General features: G+C 63.1%; 22 protein-coding genes. 13 read left to right on the forward strand and 9 right to left on the reverse strand.

Going from position 1 to position 25,672, the window contains the following annotated elements:
* The first annotated feature begins 213 nt into the window (after positions 1-213).
* The 3 genes from E6B08_RS15635 to E6B08_RS15645 all read left to right on the forward strand — a co-directional run bounded on the left by E6B08_RS15635 (position 214) and on the right by E6B08_RS15645 (position 3,430).
* Positions 214-1,233, forward strand: coding sequence for a branched-chain amino acid aminotransferase (locus tag E6B08_RS15635; RefSeq protein ID WP_136914871.1), 1,020 nt, complete (start codon positions 214-216; stop codon positions 1,231-1,233).
* Between the two features lie 147 nt (positions 1,234-1,380).
* Positions 1,381-2,061: a response regulator transcription factor gene (locus tag E6B08_RS15640; protein ID WP_136914872.1), complete on the forward strand. Its 681-nt coding sequence runs from the start codon at positions 1,381-1,383 to the stop codon at positions 2,059-2,061.
* Entirely contained in the window at positions 2,039-3,430 is a 1,392-nt protein-coding gene (locus tag E6B08_RS15645; RefSeq protein ID WP_136914873.1) for a sensor histidine kinase, read from the forward strand. Before E6B08_RS15640 ends, E6B08_RS15645 begins: the two co-directional genes overlap by 23 nt.
* 109 nt (positions 3,431-3,539) lie before the next feature.
* Here the strand turns inward: E6B08_RS15645 and cysS are convergent, their stop codons facing one another.
* Together cysS and E6B08_RS15655 are read right to left on the reverse strand one after the other, a co-directional pair.
* Positions 3,540-4,922: a cysteine--tRNA ligase gene (gene cysS / locus E6B08_RS15650; protein WP_136914874.1), complete on the reverse strand. Its 1,383-nt coding sequence runs from the start codon at positions 4,920-4,922 to the stop codon at positions 3,540-3,542.
* A 9-nt stretch (positions 4,923-4,931) separates the two neighbouring features.
* Positions 4,932-6,635, reverse strand: coding sequence for a glutamine--tRNA ligase/YqeY domain fusion protein (locus E6B08_RS15655; protein ID WP_136914875.1), 1,704 nt, complete (start codon positions 6,633-6,635; stop codon positions 4,932-4,934).
* Positions 6,636-6,882: 247 nt separating this feature from the next.
* On the opposite strand from E6B08_RS15655, the gene E6B08_RS15660 reads away from it, so the two are divergent.
* Both E6B08_RS15660 and lpxH read left to right on the forward strand, forming a co-directional pair.
* Positions 6,883-7,383: a peptidylprolyl isomerase gene (locus tag E6B08_RS15660; protein WP_136914876.1), complete on the forward strand. Its 501-nt coding sequence runs from the start codon at positions 6,883-6,885 to the stop codon at positions 7,381-7,383.
* The gene (gene lpxH / locus E6B08_RS15665; protein WP_136914877.1) at positions 7,380-8,102 is read left to right on the forward strand and encodes a UDP-2,3-diacylglucosamine diphosphatase; all 723 of its coding nucleotides are present in this window, start codon (positions 7,380-7,382) and stop codon (positions 8,100-8,102) included. The genes E6B08_RS15660 and lpxH overlap by 4 nt, the downstream gene beginning before the upstream one ends.
* Positions 8,103-8,153: 51 nt before the next feature.
* On the opposite strand, the gene E6B08_RS15670 is transcribed toward lpxH, so the two are convergent.
* Positions 8,154-10,466, reverse strand: coding sequence for an acylase (locus E6B08_RS15670; protein WP_136914878.1), 2,313 nt, complete (start codon positions 10,464-10,466; stop codon positions 8,154-8,156).
* A gap of 197 nt (positions 10,467-10,663) precedes the next feature.
* Here E6B08_RS15670 and E6B08_RS15675 point away from each other — a divergent pair, with 197 nt between their 5' ends.
* On the forward strand, positions 10,664-11,038 hold the full coding sequence (locus tag E6B08_RS15675) for a fe2+ zn2+ uptake regulation protein (protein WP_136914879.1): 375 nt from the start codon (positions 10,664-10,666) through the stop codon (positions 11,036-11,038).
* 37 nt (positions 11,039-11,075) lie between these two features.
* On the opposite strand, the gene E6B08_RS15680 is transcribed toward E6B08_RS15675, so the two are convergent.
* Entirely contained in the window at positions 11,076-11,264 is a 189-nt protein-coding gene (locus E6B08_RS15680; RefSeq protein ID WP_003248064.1) for a hypothetical protein, read from the reverse strand.
* Positions 11,265-11,648: 384 nt separating this feature from the next.
* Between E6B08_RS15680 and E6B08_RS15685 the strand changes: the two genes are divergently transcribed.
* On the forward strand, positions 11,649-12,017 hold the full coding sequence (locus tag E6B08_RS15685; protein WP_136914880.1) for a Mor transcription activator family protein: 369 nt from the start codon (positions 11,649-11,651) through the stop codon (positions 12,015-12,017).
* Between the two features lie 59 nt (positions 12,018-12,076).
* On the opposite strand, the gene rutR is transcribed toward E6B08_RS15685, so the two are convergent.
* Positions 12,077-12,778, reverse strand: a complete 702-nt coding sequence (gene rutR, locus E6B08_RS15690) for an HTH-type transcriptional regulator RutR (RefSeq protein ID WP_136917414.1) — start codon at positions 12,776-12,778, stop codon at positions 12,077-12,079.
* 289 nt (positions 12,779-13,067) lie between these two features.
* Between rutR and rutA the strand changes: the two genes are divergently transcribed.
* The 5 genes from rutA to rutF are packed head-to-tail and all read left to right on the forward strand — an operon-like array spanning position 13,068 to position 16,601.
* Positions 13,068-14,147: a pyrimidine utilization protein A gene (gene rutA, locus E6B08_RS15695; RefSeq protein ID WP_136914881.1), complete on the forward strand. Its 1,080-nt coding sequence runs from the start codon at positions 13,068-13,070 to the stop codon at positions 14,145-14,147.
* Positions 14,147-14,869, forward strand: a complete 723-nt coding sequence (rutB, locus tag E6B08_RS15700; protein WP_136914882.1) for a pyrimidine utilization protein B — start codon at positions 14,147-14,149, stop codon at positions 14,867-14,869. The genes rutA and rutB overlap by 1 nt, the downstream gene beginning before the upstream one ends.
* 15 nt (positions 14,870-14,884) lie before the next feature.
* The gene (gene rutC, locus E6B08_RS15705; RefSeq protein WP_136914883.1) at positions 14,885-15,268 is read left to right on the forward strand and encodes a pyrimidine utilization protein C; all 384 of its coding nucleotides are present in this window, start codon (positions 14,885-14,887) and stop codon (positions 15,266-15,268) included.
* Positions 15,269-15,295: 27 nt separating this feature from the next.
* The gene (gene rutD / locus E6B08_RS15710; protein WP_136914884.1) at positions 15,296-16,099 is read left to right on the forward strand and encodes a pyrimidine utilization protein D; all 804 of its coding nucleotides are present in this window, start codon (positions 15,296-15,298) and stop codon (positions 16,097-16,099) included.
* Positions 16,083-16,601, forward strand: coding sequence for an NADH-dependent FMN reductase RutF (gene rutF / locus E6B08_RS15715; RefSeq protein WP_136914885.1), 519 nt, complete (start codon positions 16,083-16,085; stop codon positions 16,599-16,601). The genes rutD and rutF overlap by 17 nt, the downstream gene beginning before the upstream one ends.
* 253 nt (positions 16,602-16,854) lie before the next feature.
* Here the strand turns inward: rutF and E6B08_RS15720 are convergent, their stop codons facing one another.
* From E6B08_RS15720 to E6B08_RS15735, 4 genes are all read right to left on the reverse strand, one after another.
* On the reverse strand, positions 16,855-18,228 hold the full coding sequence (locus E6B08_RS15720) for a solute carrier family 23 protein (protein WP_238349216.1): 1,374 nt from the start codon (positions 18,226-18,228) through the stop codon (positions 16,855-16,857).
* Positions 18,229-18,545: 317 nt separating this feature from the next.
* Positions 18,546-22,220, reverse strand: coding sequence for a translocation/assembly module TamB domain-containing protein (locus E6B08_RS15725; RefSeq protein WP_136914886.1), 3,675 nt, complete (start codon positions 22,218-22,220; stop codon positions 18,546-18,548).
* The gene (locus tag E6B08_RS15730) at positions 22,217-23,935 is read right to left on the reverse strand and encodes an autotransporter assembly complex protein TamA (protein WP_136914887.1); all 1,719 of its coding nucleotides are present in this window, start codon (positions 23,933-23,935) and stop codon (positions 22,217-22,219) included. Before E6B08_RS15730 ends, E6B08_RS15725 begins: the two co-directional genes overlap by 4 nt.
* Positions 23,936-24,009: 74 nt before the next feature.
* Positions 24,010-24,675: a GNAT family N-acetyltransferase gene (locus E6B08_RS15735; protein WP_416194352.1), complete on the reverse strand. Its 666-nt coding sequence runs from the start codon at positions 24,673-24,675 to the stop codon at positions 24,010-24,012.
* A 165-nt stretch (positions 24,676-24,840) separates the two neighbouring features.
* On the opposite strand from E6B08_RS15735, the gene xthA reads away from it, so the two are divergent.
* Positions 24,841-25,653: an exodeoxyribonuclease III gene (gene xthA / locus E6B08_RS15740; RefSeq protein WP_136914888.1), complete on the forward strand. Its 813-nt coding sequence runs from the start codon at positions 24,841-24,843 to the stop codon at positions 25,651-25,653.
* Positions 25,654-25,672 lie beyond the last annotated feature (19 nt).

A 25,672-nucleotide genomic window follows, 5' to 3' on the forward strand; every position in this document is an offset into this window, starting at 1 on the left:
GCGTCGCGATGCGCCCCCCGCGCGGCGCTCGATCGCGAAACCACTACAAATCTGGCCGCCTGCCGACCGCACTCCCCGCCCTCGGAAACCCTCCCAATCGAAGCCAATTCATGACTGGCCGTTCCCGATCCGCGGCGGATGTATTATCGTGGCGAGGTGCGCATATAACAGTCGCCCGAGCCATCGGGCATCTGCAAGACAATCGAGGGTGTCATGAGTAACGAGAGCATTAACTGGGACAAGCTGGGTTTCGACTACATCAAGACCGACAAGCGCTACCTGTCCGTATGGCGCAATGGTGAGTGGGACAACGGCACCCTGACCGAAGACAACGTGCTGCACATCAGTGAAGGCTCTACCGCCCTGCACTATGGCCAGCAATGCTTCGAAGGCCTCAAGGCCTACCGTTGCAAGGACGGCTCGATCAACCTGTTCCGCCCTGACCAGAACGCCGCCCGCATGCAGCGCAGCTGCGCCCGCCTGCTGATGCCACAGGTGCCGACCGATGTGTTCATCGAAGCGTGCAAGCAAGTGGTCAAGGCCAACGAGAAATTCGTCCCGCCACACGGCAAAGGCGCCCTCTACCTGCGTCCGTTCGTGATCGGCACCGGTGACAACATCGGCGTGCGCACCGCTCCCGAATTCATCTTCTCGGTCTTCGCCATCCCGGTTGGCTCGTACTTCAAAGGTGGCATGAAGCCACACAACTTCCAGATCTCCAGCTTCGACCGTGCCGCCCCTCAAGGCACCGGCGCAGCCAAGGTCGGTGGCAACTACGCGGCCAGCCTGCAGCCAGGCGCCGAGGCCAAGAAGGCCAACTTCGCCGACGCCATCTACCTGGACCCGCTGACTCACACCAAGATCGAGGAAGTCGGCTCGGCCAACTTCTTCGGCATCACCGCCAACAACGAGTTCGTCACGCCCAAGTCGGCCTCGGTCCTGCCAGGCATCACCCGCCTGTCGCTGATGGAACTGGCGCAATCGCGCCTGGGCCTGACCGTGATCGAAGGCGACGTCGAAATCAGCAAGCTCGACCGCTTCGTCGAGGCCGGCGCTTGCGGCACTGCCGCGGTGATCACCCCGATCGGCGGCATCGAGTACAACGGCAAGCTGCACGTGTTCCACGACTTGGAAAAGGTCGGCCCGGTTACCCAGAAGCTCTACAACGAGCTCACCGGTATCCAGAGCGGTGACGTCGAAGCGCCAGCAGGCTGGATCGTTAAGGTCGCCTGAGGCTTCGCGCCACGCTTATGAACGGGGCATGCCAGGCAATGGCATGCCCCGTTTTGTTTTGCGCGATCGATAGATGAATTTTTCTTAAATCGCCGCTTGTCTATTCTTTGGCACAATCAAATCTCAATTCGCCGCCCAGGAACCAGCATGCCCCGCGTACTGACCATCGAAGACGACGCCGTCACCGGACAGGAAATCGTCGCCGAACTCACCAGCCACGGCCTGGATGTGGATTGGGCCGACAACGGCCGCGAGGGCCTGGCCAAGGCTATCTCCGGGGGATACGACCTGATCACCCTGGACCGCATGCTGCCCGAGGTCGATGGCCTGACCATCGTCACCACGTTGCGCAACCTGAAGATCGCCACGCCGATCCTGATGATCAGCGCCCTTTCCGATGTCGATGAACGCGTACGCGGCTTGCGCGCCGGCGGTGACGACTACCTGACCAAGCCGTTCGCCTCGGACGAGATGGCCGCCCGCGTCGAAGTGCTGCTGCGCCGCAACAGCGTACCGATGACCCAGACCCGGCTGCAGGTCGCCGACCTCGAGCTCGACCTGATCAGCCACGAGGCGCGCCGCGGCGAGCAGACCCTCAACTTGCTACCCACCGAGTACAAGCTGTTGGAATACCTGATGCGTCACGCCGGCCAGGTGATCACCCGGATGATGATCTTCGAGGAAGTCTGGGGCTATCACTTCGACCCTGGCACCAACCTGATCGACGTCCACATCGGCCGCCTGCGCAAGAAAATCGACGCACCCGGCCAGTCGCCGCTGATCCGAACCGTTCGGGGCTCCGGCTATGCCATTGCCGAACCCGTCTAAGGGCTGGAGTTCCTCGACCAGCCGCCTGCTGGCGCTGTACAGCTTCCTGTTCGTGGCCTGGAGCAGCATCCTCATGGGCGTGCTGTATTTCGAGGTGTCCAGCTACCTGAACAAGCTCACCCGCCACTCCATGCTGCAACGCCAGCACTTGTTCGCGCACATGAGCGGCAAGCAACTGGACGATGCCCTGATCGCAAGCCAGGCCTTCGAGGAACGGGCTTTCGACGCCTATGGCCTGTTCGATGCCCAACTCAACCCGATCGGAGGCCGTATCCGTGCGATCCCTCCGGGCTTCGGCATGGACGGCCAGGTGCACGAGCTCAAGCGCTGCCTGGACGCCGACGATCCGCATGTGCCGCGCGACAGCTGCGACGCGGTGGCCATCAAGGTTCAGGATGGCCGCTGGCTGGTACTGGTGCGCGACAACGGCTCGCTGTTCGTGGTCACCCGAATCATCCTCGACGCCCTGCTGTGGGGCATTTCCCTGACCCTGATCCCTGGCTTTGCTGGCTGGTACCTGCTGCGCCGTCGGCCACTCAAGCGCATCCGGGCAATCCAGGCCCAGGCCGAGCTGATCGTCGCAGGCGACCTCACCCATCGCCTGCCCTTGTCCACCCGACGCGACGAACTGGACATGCTGGCGGCCATCGTCAATGCCATGCTCGACCGGATCGAACGGCTGATGCACGAGGTCAAGGGGGTATGCGACAACATCGCCCACGACCTGCGCACGCCGCTGACCCGCTTGCGCGCCCAGCTCTATCGAATCCGTCAGCAGAGCCCCATCGACTCGCCCCAGGCCGAGGCACTGGATCTGGCAATAGGTGAAACCGACACGCTGATGGCGCGTTTCCGCGGCCTGTTGCGCATCAGCGAGCTGGAAGACCGCCAGCGCCGCGCCGGCTTCGTCCAACTGGACCCGCACGACCTGCTGGTGGAGCTACACGACTTCTACCTGCCGCTGGCCGAGGATGGCGGCATTCGCCTGCAGTTGCAGCAACCCGAGCGGCTGGGGGCGCTGCACGGCGACCGCGAACTGTTGTTCGAAGCCCTGGCCAACCTGATGGGCAACGCCATCAAGTTCACGCCCGAGGGCGGCCAGGTGGCTGTGACCGCCACCCAGGACGAAGCCGGCGTGCATATCGCCATCGATGACAGTGGGCCGGGGATTCCTGCAGAGGAGCGGGATGCGGTGTTGAAGCGTTTCTATCGCAGCGAGGAAGGTCACCGCCATACCGGTTTCGGGCTGGGGCTGTCGATCGTTGCGGCGATCGTCGACCTGCACGGGTTCAGGCTGGAGGTTGGCGAGAGTGAACTGGGAGGGGCGAAGCTGGTGCTGCATTGCCCGCTGGCGGGCCTGACCCCGTAGAAATTGAGGCTGCCTTGCAGCCCGATCGCCGGCAAGCCGGCTCCTACCCAATCCGTGTAGGAGCCGGCCTACCGGCGATCGGGCCGCAAAGCGGCCCCATCAGCGTCGATCAGTCAGCCAGGCGCCAGGTGGTCCCACCCTTGCCATCTTCCAGCACCACGCCCATGGCGGTCAGCTGGTCGCGGATACGGTCGGACTCGGCCCAGTTCTTGTCAGCACGCGCCTGCAGGCGCGCCTGGATCAAACCTTCCACTTCGGCGGCATCGACCTTGCCTTCGGCACCGGCACGCAGGAACTCATCGGCCTCCAGCTGCAGCACACCGAGCACATCACCCAGCTCGCGCAGACGACCCGCCAGGCCGGCAGCGGCGGCTGGGTCGCTGTCACGCAGGCGGTTGATCTCGCGCACCAGATCGAACAGCACGGCGCACGCCTCGGGGGTGCCGAAGTCGTCGTTCATCGCCACGCTGAAGCGCTCGACGAACGCCTCGCCGCCCTTGGCCGCCACCCGCGGCAAGCCGCGCAGGGCATGATAGAAGCGCTCTAGGGCGCCCTTGGCATCGCGCAGGCTGTCTTCGGAATAGTTGATGGCGCTGCGGTAGTGGCTGGCCACCAACAGGTAACGCACCACCTCTGGGTGGTACTTGTCGAGCACGTCGCGGATGGTGAAGAAGTTGTTCAACGACTTGGACATCTTCTCGCCATTGATGCGGATCATGCCGCAGTGCATCCAGGCATTGGCGTACTGCTTGCCGGTGGCGGCCTCACTCTGGGCGATTTCGTTCTCGTGGTGCGGGAACTCAAGGTCGCTACCACCGCCGTGGATGTCGAAGCTCTCGCCCAGGCAGCAGGTCGACATCACCGAGCATTCGATGTGCCAGCCCGGACGACCAGGGCCCCACGGCGACTCCCAGCTCGGCTCCCCGGGCTTGACGCCCTTCCACAGCACGAAGTCCAGAGGATCCTGCTTGGCCTCGTCGACCTCGATGCGCGCACCGATACGCAGGTCTTCGATCTTCTTGCGCGAGAGCTTGCCGTAGCCGACGAACTTGCCGACCCGGTAGTACACGTCGCCATTGCCCGGCGCGTAGGCATAGCCCTTGTCGATCAGGGTCTGGATCATCGCGTGCATGCCGGCGATATGCTCGGTAGCACGAGGCTCCTGATCCGGCGGCAGGATATTGAGGCGGCGCTCGTCTTCGTGCATCGCATCGATCATGCGGGCGGTCAGCGCGTCGAACGACTCGCCGTTCTCATTGGCCCGGTTGATGATCTTGTCGTCGATGTCGGTGATGTTGCGCACGTAGGTCAGATCGTAGCCACTCTTGCGCAGCCAGCGGGTGACCAGGTCGAAGGCCACCATGCTGCGGCCATGACCCAGGTGGCAATAGTCGTACACGGTCATGCCGCACACGTACATGCGCACCTTGTTGCCATCGAGCGGCTTGAAGGTTTCCTTGGTCTTGCTCAGCGTGTTGTAGATGGTAAGCACGGCGGTTCCTTAGCTGCCCCAGGAGTCACGCAGGGTGACGGTGCGGTTGAACACCGGGCGGCCCGGCTGGCTGTCCTTGAGGTCGGCGCAGAAGTAACCCTCGCGCTCGAACTGGAAGCGGTCCTCCGGTTGTGCCTGGCCCAGCGAAGGCTCGGCGCGGCAACCGCTGAGCACTTGCAGCGAATCGGGGTTGATGTTGTCGAGGAAGCTGCCGCCCTCCTCGGTCTTCTCCGGGTTGGCCGAGCGGAACAGGCGGTCGTACAGGCGCACTTCGCATTCCACGCTGCCTTCTGCCGGCACCCAGTGGATCACGCCCTTGACCTTGCGGCCCTCGGGGTTCTTGCCCAGGGTGTCAGGGTCGTAGGAGCAGCGCAGCTCGACGATGTTGCCCTCGGCATCCTTGATCGCCTCGTCGGCGCGGATCACGTAGCTGCCACGCAGGCGCACTTCACCGGCCGGCTCCAGGCGCTTGTAGCCTTTGGGCGGCTCTTCCATGAAGTCGTCGCGATCGATGTACAGCTCGCGGGCGAACGGCAGCACGCGCACGCCCATGTCTTCCTTCGGGTGGCGCGGCAGTTCGAGCTGCTCGACCTGGCCTTCCGGGTAATTGGTGATGACCACTTTCAGCGGGCGCAGCACGCACATGGCGCGAGGCGCGGTGCGGTCGAGGTCGTCACGGATGCTGAACTCGAGCATCGACATGTCGACCACGCCATCGGAACGGTTGGTACCGATCATTTCGCAGAAGTTGCGGATCGAAGCCGGGGTATAGCCCCGACGACGGAAGCCCGACAGGGTCGACATGCGCGGGTCGTCCCAGGCGCTGACGTGCTTTTCATCGACCAGCTGCTTGAGCTTGCGCTTGGAGGTGATGGTGTAGTTCAGGTTCAGGCGGCTGAATTCGTACTGGCGCGGGTGCGCTGGTACCGGCAGGTTATCGAGGAACCAGTCGTACAGCGGGCGGTGGCCTTCGAACTCGAGGGTGCAGATCGAGTGGGTGATACCCTCGATGGCATCCGACTGACCGTGGGTGAAGTCGTAGTTCGGGTAGATGCACCACTTGTCACCGGTCTGGTGGTGGTGGGCATGCCGGATGCGGTAGAGGATCGGGTCGCGCAGGTTCATGTTCGGCGACGCCATGTCGATCTTGGCTCGCAGCACGCGCTCACCGTCCTTGAACTCACCGGCCTTCATGCGCGCGAACAGGTCCAGGTTGTCCTCGACACTGCGCTCGCGGAATGGGCTGTTCTTGCCAGGCTCGGTGAGGCTGCCACGGTATTGCTTGGCCTGGTCGGGCGTCAGGTCGCAGACGTAGGCCTTGCCGCGCTTGATCAGCTCGACGGCCCAGTCGTGCAATTGGTCGAAGTAGTCCGAGGCATAGCGTACTTCGCCTGCCCAGTCGAAGCCCAGCCACTTGACGTCGCTCTGGATGGCGTCGATGTATTCCTGGTCTTCCTTGGCCGGGTTGGTGTCATCGAAGCGCAGGTGGCAGACGCCGCCGAATTCCTTGGCCAGGCCGAAGTTGACGCAGATCGACTTGGCATGGCCGATGTGCAGGTAGCCGTTGGGCTCCGGCGGGAAACGGGTGACGATACTGCTGTGCTTGCCCGAGTCCAGGTCGGCCTGGATGATCGGCCGGAGGAAGTTCGCAGGGACGGCGGGGGCGCCTTTGGCAGCGGCGTTGGGCGCGTTGTCGGCAGTGGGCTTGCTCATAGGATCCTTGAATGCACGTGTCCGGCCTGGGTAGGCCGATTGAATCAAAGGGCCTATCATAGCCGAAGCAGTCGAGCTGCTGACAGCCGGGCTCGGACAAACTGGCGCGATTTCTCCCAGCTTTTTGCCTCAGCCTGGCAAAATGGCCGGTGCGCGCCATGTGTCGCGGTGGCCTGATCCTGCGTCAGCTGTCCATGCGCACGCTGCGCCCCTTATTCCCCTATGCCTTGAAAGAGCGAATTTCAGCATGTCCAAAGTCAAACTGAGCACCAACCACGGCGACATCGTCCTGCAACTGGACGCCGAAAAAGCGCCGCTCACCACCGAAAACTTCGTTCAGTACGTCAAGGACGGCCACTACAATGGCACCGTATTCCACCGCGTGATCAAGGGCTTCATGATCCAGGGTGGCGGTTTCGAAGCTGGCATGAACCAGAAGAAAACCCGCGCCAGCATCCAGAACGAAGCCGACAACGGCCTGAAGAACAAGAAGTACAGCATCGCCATGGCCCGCACCATGGAGCCGCACTCCGCCTCGGCGCAGTTCTTCATCAACGCCTCCGACAACGATTTCCTCAACCACAGCGGCAAGAACGTCCAGGGCTGGGGCTACGCGGTATTCGGCGAAGTGATCGAAGGCCGTGAAATCGTCGACGCCATCGAGAAGGTCGCCACCGGTTCCAAGGCTGGCCACCAGGACGTGCCGAAAGACGACGTGATCATCGAGAAAGCCGAGATCATTGAGTGATACTGCTGATCTCCGATCTGCACCTGCAAGAAGAACGCCCGGACATAACCCGGGCGTTTCTTGATCTGCTCGACGGCCGTGCCCGCCACGCCAAGGCGTTGTACATCCTTGGCGACTTCTTCGAAGCCTGGATCGGCGACGACGCCATGACGCCCTTCCAGCAGTCGATCTGCCAGGCCTTGCGCCAGCTCAGCGACAGCGGCACGGCGATCTACCTGATGCACGGCAACCGCGACTTCCTGCTTGGCCAAGGCTTCTGCAAGGCCGCAGGCGCCACGCTGCTGCCCGACCCCAGCGTGATCGATCTGGGCGGCGAGCCGGTCCTGCTGATGCATGGCGATACCCTGTGCACCCGCGACATTGGCTACATGAAAATGCGCCGCTACCTGCGCAATCCGCTGACCCTGTGGATTCTGCGGCATCTGCCGCTGTCCACCCGGCAAACGTTGGCGCGCAAGCTACGCAATGAAAGCCGTGCACAGGTGCGCATGAAAGCCACCGAGATCGTCGACGTCACGCCCGAGGAAGTGCCCAAGGTGATGGCCACCCATGGCGTGCGCACCCTGGTCCACGGCCACACGCACCGGCCGGCGATCCACAAGCTTGTGGTCGACGGCCAGCCTGCCCGGCGCATCGTGCTGGGCGACTGGGACCGTCGTGGCTGGACCTTGCAGGTGGATGAGCACGGTTTCCAGCTGGAACCGTTCGAGTTTTCCTGAGAGCGATCCCGCAGCGCATCGCCGGCAAACCAGCGATGCGCTGCGGTACGATCATGGCCGGCTGGCCACTACCCCCTTGTCCTGCTCGCTGATCACGTACTGCTGATACTCAGGATCGGCCTTGATCTGAGCTTCGGTGAACGGAATCGGCGCCAACCGCTTGGCCGAAAACGCCTTGGTCTGATCACTGAAATGCGCAGAACCTGCCTCGCTGGACTGGGAAAATGCCAGCAGGCCAGTGGCCTGTGGCCCTTGCTCGGTGAAACTGACCAGCTGCAGATAACTGGTACCGCTGACCACCAGGCGCTTGCCTGGCCCATGCGGGACACTGCTGATCGCGTTATAGATGCCCAGTGCCTGCGGCCCACCGGCTACCGGAGTGCCATTGAGCGCCTGCTGGATCTGCCCCCACTGGCTGCTATCGCCAACCCCACTCTGGGCCACTTGCTGCATCGAGCCCAGCGCCGCTTCGCGCAGCAGCTTGCGCACTGCCGCCTGCTCTACCGCCAGCCCACGCGGGGTGTGCAGGGGGTCGGTCGGATCGAAGGCCACGCGCCAGCTTTGCGGATGGCGCGCCATCGCCTCCAGGATGTTGCTGAAATGCACCAGGCCGATTCCGCTGTCCAGGTCGGCCTTGCCGTTCCATTCGGCCAGGCTGGAACACACGGGGCGCAGATCGGCCTCGGCGCCCTGGCACCAGTGCAGCAGGTCGGGCAGCAGCAAGCTGGCCAGGTAGACTTCGTCGTCCATCACCATGCTCTGCAGTTGCGGCACGCCCAGCTTGGCGCTGCCTTGCAGGCGTTCGAGGGCGAAGCGGCCGCGCATGCCCAATGGCTGGTCGTCGCGGCTCACCAATGGCGAGAAACCGGTCAGGGGCTGGGCCGGGTTGGCCATCCAGGCCGGGTCGTTGGAACTCTGCACGAAGTCCTCACGCTCCAGGCTAGGCAACATGTGCGCCGGGAAGATGCCGGGCTGCGCCGCGTGTGCATCGACCTTCCACTGGCAGGCACTGCGCGAGCCATCCAGCACGACCAGCGGGCCCTGCAGTGCTGGGTTGCTGCACTGGCCGAGCAACTCCTTGTCGACATAGGGCACCACCGATTGGTTCAGGTACAGCGCGTGACCACCCTCGTCTACAGCCAAGGTGTTGACCCATGGAATTCCCTGCAACTGCGCGATCGAACCCTTGAGTTCATCCAGACTGCTGGCGCGGTTGATCTGGTACCACTGCTGCAGCACGCGGGTGTTGTCCAGGTTGGCATCACGCAGGCTGTAGGCCGCCTTCGTGTCCCAGTCCAGGCGCCTGGGCCACTGCACCACCGGCCCGAACTTCGAGGCGTAGACCTCCCGCTGCACCTGGTTCAAGGTGCCGTCCTCGGCTTTGACCGTGACGCTCAGGGTCTGCCGGTCAAGGGGCAGCGATTTGCCATCGAGCAGATAGTGGGTCGGGTCCCTGGGGTCGAGCTGCAGACGGTAGAGGGTAAAGTGCTTGGACGTATCGACCGTGTGGGTCCAGGCCAGATGCCGGTTGAAGCCGATGTTGACCACTGGCAGCCCCGGCAGCGCAGCGCCCATCACGTCGAGCTTCCCAGGGATGGTCAACTGCATCTGGTAGAAGCGCATCGCCCCCATCCACGGAAAATGCGGATTGGCCAGCAACAAACCGCGCCCGTTGGCCGAACGTTGCGCACCTACCGCCACGGCATTGCTGCCGCGTTCGAAGGCAAAGCGCTCCTGCCGGGCCAGCGCTGCAGCATAGTCGGCTGGCGGGCGCTGGGTCGTCTGACGCGGTGGCTGCGCCGCCACCAGGGCCTCGACGAACTGGCCCACGCCGCCCTCTACCAGTAAGCGCCGGGTGAGTTTGACCAGATCCAGGCTGGTGATCGGCCGCACCCACTCACCCTGCCCGCATTCAGCCGGCAACCCCGCCGTGCGCCGCTCGCCCAGCGCCCGGTTGTAGCCACTGGCATAGCCTTCGAGCAGGTCGCGCACCGCCGGGGGCTGCGCCTGGAGGAAGCCGTTGACCGCCACGGGGGTATTGAGCCAGGTATAGAAGAAATCGCTGGCCAGGTTTTCGCGCTGTTCGAGGGTCTTGCCCTTGGCACCGAAATAGCGGGCGCGCTCGCCATTGACGGTGAGCACTTCGTTGGCCAGCAGGCACAGGTTGTCCTGCGCGTAGGCATAGCCAATGCCATAGCCCAGCCCACGCTCATCCTTGGCCACGATATGCGGGACGCCAAAGCTAGTACGACGGATCTGCGCGCTGGCGGCAGGCTCATTTTCCCGTGCCTGCACGGCAAGGCTGGAAGCGACCAGTGCGGCGGCAAGCGCCGCACAGGTCATGGGACGCGAAATAGGCAACACAGGCACTCCTCGGATTCTGGGATCACCCCGATCAGACGAATGGCTGGATGAAAATTTTACGCATTACCTCTACCTGCAACGTCTTGAAAAGGACAGAGGCATTTTTTTTGGCGCAAGGCTGCAGATTTGCCGTTCTCATTCGTCCTAGTAAGTGAGGCACCCACATTTCGGGATAGTCCACGAAAAGGAGCATTCACATGTACAACCCGCAACCCTCATTGCAGGCCGGGCCCGTCCCGGGCAAGGCGCCCACCGGACCGGTCGCCAGCGGGGACGAACGCCTGGGCAACGAGCAGATCCGCGAGCTGCTGCGCAGCTTCGGCCTGCGCACCAGCCTGATCCGGCTCAAGGTGATCGACGCCTTGCATCACGCCGACCGCAACGGGCGCAGCATTGGCGTGCGCGGCGTGCATGCGCAGTTGGAAAAGCTGGATATCCCGCTGTCGTTCCTGAGCGTGCGCGAGGTACTGAAACGGCTTTGCGCCGAAGGCGTCATCAGCTTGGGCAGCGACAAGTGCTACAGCCTCAACCCCGAGGCCCGTGCGGTCCTCGAGCAATCGCTCCCGCGCTGAACGCTGCGGCCGGCCAGGGCTGGCCGGCCGGTATGGGTCAAGGCTTGACCTTGCGCCGCAGGATCCCGTTGATCACCACCACGACCACGGCAATGGCGATGGCCAGCATCTGGAAGGTCTGCTCGCTGATGGTGCCCTGCTTTTGCAGGTGGGACAGGCCCAGCATCAGGCCCAGTACAACCAGGATGATCAGCAGGGAGTATTTGAGGCGCTGTACGTGTGTCATCGAAGGTTCCTTGCAACATCTTAAGGCGAATGGCTCGCGATGAGCCGCGGCAATGATACATCGCCTACCCCTGCCGCGCTGTACTTCCTCGTCACCCAGTAAATATTGCTGGGGGTGCCACCCATGATTACGTTCCCAACAACAGATAACGATAAACCACGGGCTGTAGGCAATCGCTGACGCCCTTTCCTACGTCCTAGGACAGTCATACCTGCAATTCCTGCCCACCACGCCTACATTCCCTGCACCTCATGGCGCCTAGCTAGCAGGCTCTGCACTGCCTGAAAATCCCTCCATGTCAACGATCCCGTACTCCCGGCGATCATCGACCTGACACCACGGATGTTCAAGCATCGCACCCCATTTTCCCGGAGGGAGCCTCACATGGAATTGCCAGACCTGACCTGTATAGATACAACCCTGCTGCCACAGTCCCTGCAGGCGTTGATCGACTGCATCGGCATCGAACACGCCTATGCACTGACCTGCGCCTTCGGCGGCCGGCCCAAGTACATTCCCAAGCATCGCGCGCGCACCAAGCTTGCCGACGTCCTGCCGCCCGAGGCACTCGACGCGCTGATCAAGCGCTTCGCCGGCGTGGCACTCGAGATCCCCAAACCGGACCACTTCCTGCGCCGGCTGCGCAATCTGCAGATTCAAAAGGAAAGCGCCGATGGCCTGTCTCGCAGCCTGTTGGCGCACAAGTACGGGCTGAGCTTGCGCCAGATCGGCAATATTCGCCGGCAGATGTAGGCTTTGCACTTGACTGTAAATGGATTCGTCGCAGCAACCCACGGCAACCAGGCCACCCATCAGTCTCGCGGAATGATACCGCTCAGCAGTAGATTACAAATATTGCTGCAGGTCTCTTCGAAAAAGCCTGGATCGCCAAGCGACTTGCCTGTCAGGGCCTCGATCTGCGTGCCGAAATCGGCGTAATGCTGGGTCGTGGCCCAGATGGTGAAGATCAAGTGATACGGATCGACCGGTGACAGCGCCCCGCGCTCGATCCAGCCCTCGATGACCTTCACCTTCAGATCGACCTTTTCCTTCAGTGGATGCTGCAGCTGACCGAGCATCAGCGGCGCGCCCTGCATCACTTCCATGCAGAACAGCTTCGATTCGCTGCTGTGATCGCGCGAGACCGCGAGCTTTGCCCGGACGTACTCGCTGATGGCCTGCTCGGGCGACTTGTCGGCGGTGAAGTGCTCCAGCGGATCGACCCAGACATCCAGAATGCGCTGCAACACCGCCTTGTAGAGCTCGTCCTTGTTGCTGAAGTAGTAAAGCAGGTTGGTCTTGGACACATCGGCGAGCATGGCGATCTGGTCGAGGCTGGCACCGTGCACGCCAAACTGCGCGAAGAGCTTCAGCGCCGCCTCGAGAATGACGGTTCTCTTACCTTCGATCTGACGTGCCCGCCGCTTCTCTGCAGCGGTCGGTTCGCCCTTGGCAGCCAATTCTCCCTTGCGCTTGGGCTTGGGTTCCTGCGCCTTACCGATCGTTCTGACCATCACGCCGACAATTCCAATTGCAAAAGGACTCGTAGTCTACCCGCCACACCGAGGGCTGCAAACCGACAACCCCTGGCATCACTGGCGTCGCCAGACGTGTTGAACGCCCCAGATTGGATCAGCCATGCACCATCCAAACACTCCGTATCGGACCATTTGGTCTGGTAAATACGCACTCACAAACATAGCCATTTGATAATTAAGTCTTTTTCAGAACTGGCCCGCTGCTTGCTGAAGCCTCCCCCGTCCCCTGTTCGCAGGGCTACCCCGACGATGCGAGGCTCGACCGATGGATATTGGAATCTTTACCCCAATTGGCAACAACGGCTGGCTGCTGTCCGAGAATGCCCCCCAGTACATGCCGACTTTCGACCTGAACCGCCAGATCGTTCAACGCGCTGAACACTACGGTTTCGACTTCGCGCTCTCGATGATCAAGCTACGCGGCTTCGGTGGCAAAACCGAGTTCTGGGAACACAACCTGGAGTCGTTCACGCTGATGGCAGGCCTGGCCGCCGTCACCTCCCGGATTCAGCTGTTCGCAACCGTCGCCACCCTGACCATCCCTCCCGCGATCGTCGCGCGCATGGCCTCGACCATCGACTCGATTTCCAATGGCCGCTTCGGGGTCAACCTGGTGACCGGCTGGCAGAAGCCCGAATACGAACAGATGGGTTTGTGGCCAGGTGACGCGTTCTTCGGCACCCGTTATCAGTACCTGGCCGAGTACGCCCAGGTGCTGCGCGAGCTGTGGGCAACAGGCACCAGTGATTTCAAGGGCGAGCATTTCAGCATGACCGATTGCCGCGTCAGCCCTCGCCCGCAAGCGGACATGAAGCTCATCTGCGCAGGCCAGAGCGAAGCCGGCATGGCGTTTTCCGCCCAATATGCCGACTACAACTTCTGCTTCGGCAAAGGCGTCAATACCCCCACCGCCTTCGCGCCAACTGCCGACGCCCTGGTCAATGCCTGTGCCAAGACCGGCCGCACGGTCACTGCCTGCGTGCTGTTCATGATCATCGCCGCCGACACCGACGAAGCGGCACATGCCCGCTGGGAGCACATCAAGGCCGGGGCGGACCAGGAAGCGATCGCCTGGCTGGGGGAAAAAGGCGCCGCTGACAAGGGCAGCGACTCCAACCTGCGGCAGATGGCGAACCCGACTTCAGCGGTGAACATCAACATGGGGACGTTGGTAGGCTCGTATCAGCACGTTGCCAAGATGCTCGACGAGGTCGCCACCGTGCCGGGCGTTCAAGGTGTGATGCTGACATTCGACGACTTCGTGCAAGGCATCGAGGATTTCGGCACGCGCATCCAACCGCTCATGCGCAGCCGCCAGCACATCGATGTCGCGGAGGTGGCGTGATGAAAGAAGTCTGCGCTTTCGATCCCAGCACCAGCAACGAACCGTCCCATGTTCTGGCGGCCCAGCCCGAAGCCTTGCGCCTGCGGGCCAGCGAGACGGCCCTGGTCGTCGTCGACATGCAGAACGCCTACGCCAGCAAAGGTGGTTACCTGGACCTGGCCGGTTTCGATGTGTCGCATACACAGCCAGTCATCGCCGCGATCGCTTCGGCCATCGACACCGCGCGCGCCGCGGGCATCCAGGTGATTTTCTTCCAGAACGGCTGGGACGCCTCCTACGTCGAGGCAGGCGGTCCAGGATCGCCGAACTGGCACAAGTCGAACGCCCTGAAGACCATGCGGCGCCAACCCGAACTCAGCGGAACGCTGCTCGCCAAGGGCGGCTGGGACTACGAACTGGTCGAGGCGCTGACACCGCAAGAGGGCGATATCGTCGTACCCAAGACCCGCTACAGCGGCTTCTTCAACTCGGTGTTCGACAGCACGCTGCGCAGCCGCGGCATTCGCAACCTGGTGTTCACCGGCATCGCCACCAATGTCTGCGTCGAGTCCACGCTGCGCGACGGCTTCCACCTGGAGTACTTCGGCATCGTCCTCGCCGATGCCACGCACCAGGCAGGCCCTCCGATGGCGCAAGAAGCCGCGCTGTACAACATCCAGACCTTCTTTGGCTGGGTGTCGTCGCTCGACGCTTTCCGTGACGCCTTCACGCCTTCCCACTGATCCGAGGAACAGACCATGCCAAAAAAATGCATCGTGCCTGCAGGCACCCCTGCTCCAATCGCCCCCTTCGTTCCGGCGACGCTGGCCGACAACGTGCTCTACGTCTCCGGCACCCTGCCCTTCGATGAACACAACGACGTGGTTCACCCAGGCGATGCCGCTGCGCAGACGCGCCATGTGCTCGAGACCATCAAGCGCGTCATCGAAACCGCTGGCGGCACGATGGACGATGTGACGTTCAACATGATCATGCTCAAGGACTGGAACGACTACCCGCACATCAATGCGATCTATGCCGAGTATTTCCCCGGGGAGAAGCCCGCCCGTTATTGCATCCAGGCAGGTCTGGTCAAACCGCAAGCGCTCATCGAGATCGCCAGCATCGCCCATATCGGCTGAGCGTTTGCCAACCACCGGGAGCCATCCATGCACTACGAATTTCACGGACGCCAGGACGCCGATGCCCCCACACTGGTGCTTAGCGCTGGCCTGGGCGGCGTGGGCAGCTTCTTCGCCGCGGATATCGCCGTTCTCGGCCAGCATTATCGGGTATTGACCTACGACCAGGCCGGCACTGGCAACAGCCCGGCCACGCTCGGGGAGCACTACAGCATTCGGGACATGGCCGAAGAACTGCACAGCCTGCTGCGAACGCTGCAGATCGAACGCTGCCAGTTCATGGGCCATGCCCTGGGCGGCCTGATCGGCCTGGAGCTGGCGTTGATCGCCCCGCAGCGCCTGACCAGCCTCACCCTGGTAAATGCCTGGGCCGAGCCCAACCCCCATTCACGGCGGTGCTTCGCGATTCGCAAGCACCTGCTCAATGACACAGGGCCCGCCGCCTACCTGCACGCCCAGGCCATCTTCCTCTACCCGGCGGACTGGATCGCGGCGAACAGCGACCGATTGGCGGCCATGGAAGCTGCTGCGCTGCAGCACTTCCCAACCACGCCGAATCTGCTTCGGCGCATCCAGGCACTGGAGGCCTTCGATATCCGTACGCGATTGGGCGAGATCGATGTGCCCACCTTGGTCATCGCCAACCGCGACGACATGCTGGTGCCTTGGCAACAATCGCAACGACTGGCCGAGGGCTTGAACAACGCCCGCTTCGAATTGCTCGAGTATGGCGGCCATGCCTCCAGCATCACCGACCCAGAACCCTTCCATGCGATCACGCTCGACTTCTTCAAGCAATCACACGAGGCCCGCCATGAGCAACTTGCCTGAAATGCCGCTCCCGCTCGACCGCAAGACCTTCCGCGATGCCATGGCCAACCTCGCCGCTGCCGTCAACGTGATCACCACGGACGGCGAGCATGGCAAGGCCGGGTTCACTGCCACGGCGGTGTGCAGCGTCACTGACAGCCCTCCCACCCTGCTGGTCTGCGTCAACCGCAACGCCTCTGTGTACGAAGCGTTCAAGGGTAACCAGACGGTCTGCGTGAACACACTGGGCAACGGGCAGCAGGCGCTGTCGAACGCCTTCGGCGGCAAGACCTCGCAAGCCGAGCGTTTTCAAGCCGGCAACTGGAGCACCGGGGTATCGGGGGCACCGGTGCTGGAGCAGGCCAAGGTCTCGTTCGATTGCAAGGTCACCAGTACCGTGAGTGTCGGCACCCACGACATACTGTTCTGCGAGGTGCTGGATATCGTCCAGCATGTCGAAGCCGACGTACTGGTGTATTTCGACCGCCGCTACCACGCCCTCGGTCGCGCCATGACCCGCTAGACCCACCGCAATGCAGAAAGGGCGGCCATGCCTTAATGCTGTTCACTTAAGCTCTACATTGCCGGCATTGGGGCCGCCTTGCGGCCCTTTCGCGACACAAGGCCGCTCCCACATTGTCCGTGCCTGCCCTGTAGATAGGGGCTTTCACGGTCATTGTGGGAGCGGCCTTGTGTCGCGAAAGGGCTGCGCAGCAGCCCCGGCATTCTTAAGTGAACAGCATTAGGCCATGCCTCCCTTTCTGCAGGCCCCATGATTACTTGGCAGACGGGCTGAGCACTTCCTCGGATGCACCTTCCGGCCGGCGCCGCTTGATGTTCAACAGCACATTCAAGATCAGCGCCGCAAAAGTCGCACTGCCCAAGCCATTGAGCGCGAAACTGCCAAAGTGCAGCGTGAAATCCCCCGTGCCCAGCACCAGCGGAACCGCGGCGATCAGCAGATTGCGGTTATCACTGAAGTCGACCTTGTTCTCTACCCAGATCTTGGTACCTGCCACGGCGATCAGACCAAATACCACGATGGAAACACCGCCCATCACAGGTGTGGGTATCGCATGTACCAGCGCACCAAACTTGGGAGACAACCCGAGCAGGATGGCCATGAACCCCGCCACCACGAACAAGGCCGTGGAGTACACCCGGGTAGCCGCCATCACACCGATGTTCTCGGCATAGGTGGTGACACCGGTACCGCCCACGCCTGCACTGAGCATGGTGGCGACGCCGTCGCCGATGAAGGCACGGCCAAAATGCGGCTCCATGCTTTGCTTGCTGATCGACGATATGGCCTTGAGATGGCCGATATTCTCGGCCAGCAAAATGATTACCACCGGCGCGATGAGCAACGCTGCACCCGGGGTGAATACCGGCGTGTGAAAGGTCGGCAAACCGAACCAGGCCGCTGCCTGCACTTTCGAGAAATCGATCGGCGCGCCCAGGCCCAACCCGTTGGCCAGGACGAAGTAGATCGCCGTTGCCACCATCAACCCGGTCAGCAGCAGCATCCGCTGCATCAGGCCAGAGGTGAACACCGCGATGCACACCACGCAGGTGAAGGTGATCAGTTGAACCCAGACTTCAAAACCATTGGACGCCATGGTTTTCACCGGGATCGCAGCCAGGTTGAGGCCAATCACCGCGACGACCGTGCCCGTCACCACCGGCGGTGTCAGCTTCTCGATCCAGCCATAACCTATAGCTTGCACCAGCATCCCGACCAGCACGTAGACCAGGCCACAGACGATGATGCCACCCAAGGCTATGTCGATCTGCGGATTGGGCCCGACACCGGCATAGCCGGTGACCGCAGCCACGACCCCGACGAAGGCGAAACTCGAACCCAGGTAGCTGGGCACCTTGCCGCGCGTGATGATGAAGAAGACCAGCGTTCCCACGCCGCTCATCAGCACCGCTATATTGGGGTCGAAGCCCATCAGCATGGGAGCGAGCATGGTCGCGCCGAACATGGCGAACACATGCTGCATGCCCATGATCGTCGTCTGAGGCCAGGGGAGCCGTTCATTGGGGGCGATCACGCCCGACTGGTCAGCCTTTACACGCCACTCAAAAATAGTCTTCATCGCGGTCACTGTCTCATAAAGGGTATGGGCAGCAGCTTGCAAGGCCATGGCATCGGCAAACCCTAGGGTTCGCGCACCTGGGCACTAGAGATATGTGGCTCGCCCCGTGCAGCGCCCAGGACGGCATCGCGGCGGCTCTCTACGCCACGACGCCTGGGTCATACACAGTTCATGCCAAAGAATTTTTGCGATACGAATCAGATAGATGGGAAAAGCGTGCGATGAAAATCGGATCAAATGGTCTATTCCAGATCATTCGATCAGCCACTTGCGCCCAACGATGGGGCGTCGGCGCTCGCGGCCCGCCCCTTGAACGGGGCGGGCTGCAAAGCGAGCGACGAAAGGGAAAGCCCTCGTGAAGGGGCTCAGAAATCCCGCTTGTAGAAGATATCCAACGAGCTGGCCAAGCCGCTGGCGGCCTCCAGATAGACCTTCTGGCTGAGCTTGTAGCGCAGCGCGATGGTGTTGGCCGGTTCGAACACCCCTACTCCGTACCGCAGGCTCAGGCGTTCGGTGAGGTTGCCGCTGGCGACCACGCTGGTGGAGTTGCCAGCCCCTTCCGTGTCGAGCTGGAAGTCGTCGATTCCAAGGTTCGAAGCAAGGCTGCCCGTCAGCCCTTCGCTGCCCGCCAGGCCCAAGCCCAACGCCGCCTCAGCCAGCATGTTGTTGTCTTCGCCACTGTTGTTCAGCGGCCGGCCCAGCACCAGGTAGGACAACGCCTGCTCCTGGCTCATGGCCGGCTCCGAGAACACCTGGGTGGTCGGCTGCTCGGCACTGCCGCTCAAGCGGATGCCGGCAATTACGTCGTCGACTTTGCGAATGGCCTCGATGTCGAGGTAAGGCTGGTCGATGGGGCCTGCGAACAGCAGCCGAGCGCGGCGGATGGTCAGGCGCTGGCCATAGGCCCGGTAGCGACCATCGGCCAGGCTCAGCTCGCCACGGGTGTCGAGATTGTCGCCGATGTGCACATGGCCAAGCAGGTTGGCGGTCAAGCCGAAGCCGCTGAACGACAGTTTGTCCTGCCCCACCTCGACGTCGATGTCCATGGCCACGGCCATCTGGGCTTTGCCCTGCTCGGTCTGGTTACCAACGATGACAGTGTCGTCCGACACCTTGACGGTCGACGGCGGCAACTCGCGCACGACGATTTCGCCCTTGGGTATCCGCACCTTGCCGGTTACCGCCAACTTGTCATCGACCAGGCGCACGGTCAGGTCGGGCGAAGCTTCCAGCGTGGCATAGGGCTCGACCGTAACCGGCAGGCGCTGACCCTGCAGGCGCAGGTCGACGCCCAGCGCCTGGCCCCAGTCGAGTTCGCCGGACAACTGACCGCGGCCGTTCGCACCGCTTTGCCAGCCACCGTTGAGCTGGATGCGCTCGCCGGCGATCAGGGCCTGTAACGACAGTCCCTCGAAACTCACCGGCAGCTCGGCGCCGCTGACTTCGCCGCCAGTCAACGCCAGGGCGCCGTTGACCTGCGGGGCCAGCAAGCTGCCGGACAGGCGACCACTGCCATTGAGCTGGCCGGCCAGGCGCTCGACCATCGGCGCGAAGGGGCGTGCGATCGAAAGGTCGAGGCCGGCCAGGTTGAAGTCGCCGCTCAACGGTTTGTCCTTGCCCAGCGGGTCGAGACGGGTGTTGAGGGTGAACTCGCCAAGACGCTCCCCACGAAACACCAGCCGAGTATCGACACGCCGTGGTGCCAGCGTGCTGTCCAGGCGCAGAGCCTGGTAGGGGAAGTCCAGCCAGCGGTCCTTGTCGCGCACGCGTAGCGTTCCGCCACTGGCGTCTACCACCAGGGTGCCCTTGGGGCCACTGGCAGGGATATCGAGATTGACGTCAGCGCTGAGCAGCCCTTGCCAGGCGAAATCCTTCGGCAGCCACTGCGCCAGGCTGTCAAGCGGGAACTGCTTGAGGTGGTAACGCAGCCGCGGCTCTGGCGCCAGGCGCTGGTCTTCGCCGCACAGGCTGGCCTGCCCCGAGCGCCAGCAATGGGCACCGAAATCCAGTTGGCCGCTGGCCAGGCGCTGCAAGCGTGCCGGGGCTTGTAGCAGCCAGTCCTGGCCACCGGCCTGGATCCTTCCGCTGGCCAAGCGGCCACGCCAGTCGCCCTTGCTCAGCTGGCCATCGAGCGCTAGGTTCAGCTTGAGCTGCGGACCGTCCAGGCCCAGGGTCATGGCTTGTTGGCGAATATCGCCCTTGCCGTCGACCTTGAGCGTCCCCAGGGCCGTCTCGCCGAGCCGGATGCCGCTGGCGGTAAGGTCGACAACCCCGCGCTGGGTGCTATCCAGCCGCGCATCCAAGGCCAGTTGCTGGATACGGTTATCGGCCTGAGCCACCTGCTGGCCTTGCAGGGTAAGCGTGCCTTGCGGTGCCTTGAGCGTACCGGCGACGTCCAGCCGCCCTTTCACCTGGCCCCGCAAGCCTGGCCACAACTGGCCCAGGCGCGGCAGGTCGAGGTCGATCCGGCCGGCCAAGCGCTGCTGCAGGCTGCCGCTGCCGTTGATACGGTTATCGCCCAGTTGCACGGCCAGCGCCCCCAGGGTCCACTGCTGGTCCGCGCCCTTGGCCTCGACCTTGAGCACGGCCGGTTGGCCACGCAGGCGGCCCTTGAGGTCGAGTTGGGCATCCAGGGTAAGTTGCTCGCCCCTGAGTTCGCCCTTGCTGCGCAGCGGACCGGCCAGGGTGCCCGGTAGCTCGGCAAGCCAATACGCCGGGTCGAGCGCAGACAACTGCAGGTCGACATCCCACGCCAGGGTGTCGCCGAAACGCAAGGCAACGGCGCCCGCGGCCTTGCCCTGCCCTGCGTTGAGGGCCAATTGCGGCAGGCGCACTTGCTCGAGGTCGCCTTCGAAGGGGCTGGCTACACTGAACGCCCCAGCCGGCCCATCGAGGTCGCCGGCAAAGGTGCCCTGATACTTGCCGTCGAGGTACTGCACCTGGGCGTTCAGCCGCTTGAGGGTGACCTCGGGAGGGGTCTCCAGAGGATACAGGCGCAACCAGGGAAAGTCCTGCCAGACCAGCCGCGCCTCGGCCTTCAGCGCCTGCTGCCAGTCGGCACTGGCTTGCAGGCTGAGGCGCTGGGTTTCGCTGGCACTGAGGTCCAGGGCGTCCAGCCGGGCACCCTTGGCATCGACCCGGCCGGCCAGCACCAGCGCCACCGGCGACTGTTCAGCAGGCAGGCTGGCCGTGCCCGACAGTTGGTAACCCTTGAGCAGGTCACCTTCAGCATCGAGCTTCAGCTGATTGAGTTGCAAGGTGTCCGGCAGTGTGGCGCTCGGTTTGAAGGCATCGCTGCGGATATGCAGCTTGGCTGGCAGGTGCTCGGCCAACGCCTCCACCTCGCCATCGAGCCGGGCTTGCAGGTAACCACTGCTGGTGGCTTCGAGCGTCAGGGTCTTCTGCAGTTCGCCGCTGGCGGTCAAGGCCAGTTGCCAGGCCTGGCCGTCCACGGCGGGCAATTGCACGTTGCCTTCCAGACGCAGTGGCCAATCACCCTCGGGCTGCAGGTCGCCGTGCAGGTCCACGCGCAGGTCGTCGCGCTGCAACTGCAGGCTATCGATGCGCATGCCACTGCTGGTCCAGCGCGCGGCCAACTGCAAGTCGCCCAGCAGGTCGCTGCCATCGAGGCGCAATTGGCCGACCTTGACCTCACCCAGCTCGATGGCCACTGGCAGACGCAACGCCGGCAGCAGCACCGGGCCGGGTTCGCTAGCCTGGTCACTGGGGGCGAAGGCCATGTCGATACGCTGCGCCTGCAAGCGCTCTACGCACAGCGTGGCGCGCAACAGGCAGGCCGGTGACCACACCAACTGAGGTTGCTGCAGCTCCACCTGGTTGCCGGCGCTGGTCCAGACCAACCGGCTGGCTTGCCAGCTTCCGCTCAGCCGACCCTGGAAGTCGCTGACTTCCAGCCCCGGCACATGGCCCAGCAACCATCGGCTGCCGGCCTCGCTGCCGAGCAACGCGGTCACCGCCCCCACCACCAGCAACAACACCGCCAGCAACGGCAACAGGACGAATTTGACTACACGCATCACAGCTCGGGCCCCATGGAAAAGTGCAGACGGAAACCGCCGTCATCATCGAGCGCGTGGGCCAGGTCCAGGCGCAGCGGCCCCACCGGCGACACCCAGCGCACGCCGATACCGACGCCCGTCTTGAGGCTGGGCAGTTCCAGCGTATTAAACGAATTACCTTGGTCGATGAAGGTCGCTACACGCCACTTCTCGGCCAGCGAATACTGGTACTCGACGCTGCCGGCGACCAGGTAGCGGCCACCGATGCGGTCGCCATCGCTGTTTTTCGGTGAAAGCGTCTGGTAGTCATAGCCACGCACGCTCTGGTCACCACCTGCGAAGAAGCGCAGAGATGGCGGGATGTTGTTCTTGTAGCCATTGGTGGCGCTGCCACCGAACTGCACGCGGCCGAGGAACCGGTGGTTGCGGCCCAGGGTGGTGAGGCCCTTGAGCAGGACGTTGCCATGCAGCAGGTTGGTGTCGGAGACCAGACCTTCCTTGGCCGCCTGCAGGTCGAACTGAAGGCGGTAGCCGTTATGCGGATCGATGCGGTTGTCGCTGCGCAGGTAAGAAAAACTCACGCCCGGCATCAGCAGGTTGCTCAACCCCGAATCATCGCCCAGGCGGTATTCCTCACGTTGGTACTTCAGCGAGATCACCCGCTGCCAACCACTGGGCAACTTGCTGTGCCACTCGGGGCCAACGGTGAGCAGCTTGCTCAGGGTATCGGTGCCGGCGATCTCCTCGTACTGGTAGCCCCCGGCGAAGCGCAGCTTGTCGGTCAGCGGCGGGTCGAGCGGGATGTCATACCACAGCCCGACGTTCTGCCGTGGCTGGGACAGCTCGGTCTCCCAGCCATAGCTATGGCCTTGCGGGTTGACCCAATGGCGGGTCCAGTTGGCCTTGCCGCGCGGACCGACGTCGGTCGAGAAGCCCAGGCCCAGGCCCATGGTGCGGGGCTTACGGCTTTCGAGGCGAACGTCGACGGGAATCTCTTGGCCCACTGCCGAGGTGGGCGCTGCGTCCACCCGTACACCGTCGAAGTAGCCACTGGACTGCAGATCGTTGTTGAGTTCGGCGACCAGTTGCGAATCGTAGGGCGTGCCGGGCTTGAACGAGACCATGCGCCGCAGCAGCTCTTCGTCGAGCGGGGTATCGCCACCGAAGTGCACGGCGCCCAGGTGGTAGCGCGGCCCACTCTGGTACACCAGGTCGATGTCGGCGATTCCGGCCTGAGGATCGACGGCCAGACGTTGCTGGCTGAAACGGCCATCGAAGAAACCGTAGCGCGAGGCCTGGTTCTGGATCAGCCGCTTGGCGTCCTCGTACACGCCATGGTTGAGCTGCTCGCCTGCCCGCAGGGCGCGGCTGTCCGGGACCCGAAATGCCCTCATTTCGTTGGCAGGCCCCTCGACACGCACGGTGACATTGCGCAAACGCACGGGCTCGCCGGGTTCGATGCGAATGATCAATTGGGGGGAGCCGTCGGCTTTGGCGGGCGCCTTGACCTCGGTATCGATCTGCGCCTGATAGTAGCCAAGTGCCTGCGCCGCTTTGCGCGCCTGCTCCTCGGCGCCACGACTGAAACGCAGCAGCGCCTCTTCGTCGCGGTCACCCAGGCTGCCTATATAGCCTTCGACATTAGCCTTGAGGTCCTTGTTGGCCGGTGCGACTTTCACCAGCAACTCGCTCTGGCCCCATGCGGTACAACTGGCGGCCCAGAAAACCAGGCCCAGGTCAGTCTTCCTGAATACGTCATGCGGCGCATGCTACCAGAGCCAGGCGCTCAAGGGAGCGGCCTGGATGAAGTTCACGCATCTGCAGTTTTAGATGACGCAGGGTTCGGATGAAAGAACACCCGTTCCCGGATTGGCCCTACAGCGATCTCGCCGATTTCCTCATAGCCCTGGCGCTGATAAAACGCGAGGTAATGCTCGTTGCCAGTGTCCAGTACCACCCCTTGGGTATTCGGGTCCTCGGAACACCAGTCATGCACAGCTTGTAACAATTGTTCGCCGTAGTGCTGTCCCTGAAATTGCGGGTGCACACCCAGCAGCGGCAGCACATGCACTTTGTCGGTAGGCAGGCAAGCGGCCAGCGCCGCCTGGTAGTCCATGTAGCGCCGGGTACAGCGCAAGCCAGTGCCGAGCATCATGCGCAGGCGCCAGGCCCAACTGTCGGAGACCCCAAGGCGTCGAAGGGGCGGCACGATCAGGGCAAGGGCGATCAGCCGATCCTCGACCAACAAGCCGATGGCCGGCAGCTGCAGGTAGAAATGCTGTCGCACCCATTCACGCACCAGGGTGCGCAGACGCCGTTCATAACCTGGACGCTGGGCTTCGAACAGGTAGGCGAAGGTGGGCTCGTGGCGATACGCGTTGTACAACAACGAACGCGCCTCACGGCTGAAACCGTCGTCCAGCTGGCAGACCGTAGCCTGCGGGGCGTTGATGTCGGGCACGTGGGTGTCGGGCATTGCGCTCTATCCTCCTTGGAACGGTGGGTACAGTGACTTGGAGGCGCACCAGAGCGCATCGTTCAGCCCCATCAGCACGTTAGCAGCCACCATCACTGGCCGCCACGCTGGTGATGAGGGCCGATGTCGGCTAGCATCGCGCCTTTTACCAGGATCGTCTTTGCCATGAAGATCGTCTGCTTCAACATCAACGGCCTGCGTGCCCGCCCCCACCAACTGGCGGCGCTGATCGACAAGCATCAGCCGGACGTGATCGGCCTGCAGGAAACCAAGGTCAGCGACGATCAGTTCCCGCTGGCCGATGTCCAGGCGCTGGGCTACCACGTGCATTATCACGGGCAGAAAGGCCACTACGGCGTCGCCCTGCTTTCGCGCAAGGCGCCCCTGGCGCTGCACAAGGGCTTCGCCAATGACGATGAAGACGCCCAGCGCCGCTTCATCTGGGGCACCTTCGAGGATGCAAACGGCACCCCGATCACTATCATGAACGGCTATTTCCCCCAGGGCGAAAGCCGCGACCACCCCACCAAGTTCCCGGCCAAGCAGCGTTTCTACAGCGACCTGCAAGCGTTGCTCGAAGGCCAGTTCAGCGCCGAGCAGCCGTTGCTGGTGATGGGCGACATGAACATTTCTCCCCAGGACTGCGACATCGGCATCGGCCCGGACAACGCCAAGCGCTGGCTCAAGACCGGCAAATGCAGCTTCCTGCCCGAGGAACGCGAGTGGATGGAACGGCTCAAGGGGTGGGGCCTGGTAGACAGCTTCCGCCACCTGCACCCGGAAGTGGCCGACCGCTTCAGCTGGTTCGACTACCGTAGCCGTGGCTTCGAGGACGAACCCAAGCGTGGCCTGCGCATCGACCTGATCATGGCCTCGCAGGGATTGCTGCCACGCATCAAGGCGGCAGGCGTGGACTACGAACTGCGCGGCATGGAAAAGCCCTCCGACCATGCGCCGATCTGGCTGGAACTGAGCTGATTGCAGCGGCCCTGTCGCC

It is taken from the genome of Pseudomonas putida (genome assembly GCF_005080685.1).
Lineage (GTDB): Bacteria > Pseudomonadota > Gammaproteobacteria > Pseudomonadales > Pseudomonadaceae > Aquipseudomonas > Aquipseudomonas putida_V.